The organism is Treponema sp. UBA785 (assembly GCF_002297065.1).
Classification (GTDB): domain Bacteria; phylum Spirochaetota; class Spirochaetia; order Treponematales; family Treponemataceae; genus Treponema_D.
In genome coordinates, this window is record NZ_DBJD01000013.1 from 2,188 (window position 1) to 4,688 (window position 2,501).

The 2,501-nt window shown below is 46.0% G+C and carries 3 protein-coding genes; 1 reads left to right on the forward strand and 2 read right to left on the reverse strand.

The features are described from left to right. Window positions 1-292 precede the first annotated feature (292 nt). Entirely contained in the window at window positions 293-1,186 is an 894-nt protein-coding gene (locus B2X33_RS01050; protein WP_296666897.1) for a hypothetical protein, read from the reverse strand. A 23-nt stretch (window positions 1,187-1,209) separates the two neighbouring features. After that, window positions 1,210-2,214, reverse strand: a complete 1,005-nt coding sequence (locus B2X33_RS01055) for a hypothetical protein (RefSeq protein WP_296666898.1) — start codon at window positions 2,212-2,214, stop codon at window positions 1,210-1,212. Between the two features lie 79 nt (window positions 2,215-2,293). Between B2X33_RS01055 and B2X33_RS01060 the strand changes: the two genes are divergently transcribed. Beyond that, the coding region (locus B2X33_RS01060; RefSeq protein WP_296666900.1) for a hypothetical protein at window positions 2,294-2,501 on the forward strand (208 nt) is incomplete at its 3' end.

Below are 2,501 nucleotides of genomic sequence, written 5' to 3' on the forward strand. Positions count from 1 at the left end.
TTTAGCATTTTGTTCTATTTTATTATTGTTTATAGAAACACTTTCTGTCGTTTCGCAAGAATTAAGAGATAGTATAAAAACAATCACTAATAAAAATACTATTTTTTTCATTTAGAATTTTCCTTGATACTTTCATTTTCTAAAAATTTACAGATAAAATATTCAACAGTGTTATCTTTTGGCTTATAAATTATACTCAAAGTTAGCTTTTCTTCTTGTAAGATATTTTTAAAGACTCTCTCTAATCTTTTGCATAACTAAAGGTTAAAGAGAGCCAAACAGGTTTTATTCTTTACATTAGATAGTCCGCCAGTCTCGCAGCTTCTTCTGTTGATGCCTTCGTCTGCGCTTCCTGTGCGTCCATTTCTTTTGCCTTTAACGCTGTCTTTGCTGTCTCGGCGTTGCTTGCCGCAGCATCGGCGTTTGCTTTTGCGCGCTCCGCCTCAAGACGCGCCATCTGCGCCTTGTAAAGAGCCTCCTCTTCTGCCTGTTTTGCGGCGTCCTTCTTGTCCGCGTCTGCCTTCATCTCGCTGAAGAGAGCGCCCACTTTCTTCTGTGTATCGGTAGTCAAGTCTGCGCCGCCCATAACGTCCATAAGATACTTCTTGCAGAGGTTGTCCCAAGTGCCTTTGTCCATTGAATAAACTGTGTAGTAGATGTACTGCTCGCTCTGATCTTTTGTTCCAGCCCTTGTTGTGCGCACTTTCTGGAAGAATCCTGTCTCCTCGCGGAGTCCTGTCATGTCCGCCTTTGTCTCGCTTGCAGCAACATAAACCGCCTCAAGCTGCCCCACGTCGTTCAGACCCTGGCCAACGCGTCCGATTACCTTCTGGCTAAGCTCCGCCGCCTGAGTGTAGGCAAATCCCGCGCGGCTCAAAGCCTGGGCTGCCGCCTCTGTTTTTCCTGTCGCCATGCTCACCTTTACAACGCGGTTTGCATCTGTTCCCCACTGCTGTTTGAACGTGTCTGAGTTTCCGCGCCTCATGTTCTTGAGCCACTGCGGAGCCTGCGCTTCGCCTAAAGTCCTGTCCGTCCAGTCAACAACCACAACCTTGTCAACATCGTCGTCAACATCGTTGTCAACATTAACATTGAGCGACGAATCCAGTGCAACCTTGGTGCTCCCGCAGCCCGACATTCCAAGAGCGAGCGCGGCCGCCACGCATACAAAAATCACCTTTTTCATTTTTTTCCTCCAGATGAAAAATTCTATAACTCAAGAAAGCCGCTCAAATCTTTTTTTACAGCTTCCTCAGTTTCCTTTGAAAGTTTTGGAAACGCCTTTTTCTGGGCGTTTTCAAGCGAATATGCGACAGACTTTTCCGCCGCCTGGACCTCGCACGAATAAACCGTTTTTTCCTCTTTGTTCTGGATTTTCAGCTCCAGTCCGGGTTTTATAGATACAGGCTCGCTTCCCGACACATTCAGCTCTACGAGGACTTCCGCAATGTAGTTTGCCTGCTCAATATTTTTGGAGACTTTAAGCCCGCAGTCTGTAAATACGGAGGAGACTGCGCTTTCCGCAAGGCGGCTATAGTCGTTTTGCGTCTGAATATATATAGAACAGTTCTGCCTGCTTTCCTCAAAAATCACCGGAACATGAGAGATTTTGTCGCGCTCGTCCTGATAAGCCGCCTCTTCCTTTGGATTTATGATTCTGCCGTACTCAAGTTTTTCCAGAAGTTCCGTTGCGCTCTGCCACACCTTGCCGCACATTCCGGCTTTGGAAAAATAGTCCGGCTCATTTTCAAGATTTTTGTAGAGACCGTTAAAGCTGTTTTTTTTGATTTCAATCTGAGGCTTGTACTGCTGCCATGCGTCATTGCGGTTCATGTAGACCACGCAGTACCACTTTTTTTCCGCCTTGTAGTAGAAAGGCTCGGTGTACTCAAGAGCAAAAAGCTCCACCTCGGACTGAACATTCACGTCGTCCACAACAAGAGTTTTCTCCTCCGCAGAATTTGCCGCTGTAACGGAAGTCATTGTCGTTGAAAGATTCGCGTTCACGCTTGTCTTGAAGTAGCGCGAGAGCGCGGCGGTTGCATCAGTCCTTGCTTTTTCGGCTGTATCGCCGCTTCCGCGCTGGGCAAGATATTCAGAATTCGGATATACAGTCCTGTAGTTCTGAACCCATTGCGGCATCGCCGCTTTTTTTGCAAAAAGCGGCAAAAGACAGCAAAATACCGCCGTCAAAATGAGGAAAGATTTTTTCATGTGATTTTCTCCAGAGACAAAAAAGGCGGATTCCGCACGCACAGGCACGCAAATTCCGCCTTTATAAGGATTTTTATAGATGGGGTATGAGAATTTACATTTGGAAGAGAGTACGCCTGCAGCAATCGAGCAATCGAGCAATCGAGCAATCGAGGCTAGCAAACTGATAAATTCTCGTCAAGTACATAGCACTATTTTATTGCAAGAATATCTCGATGTCAATTTTTATAGCAATGTGTCTGTATGCCCTTTGCAACGTGTTTTTTCTGCGTTAGCGCTGGGAATGG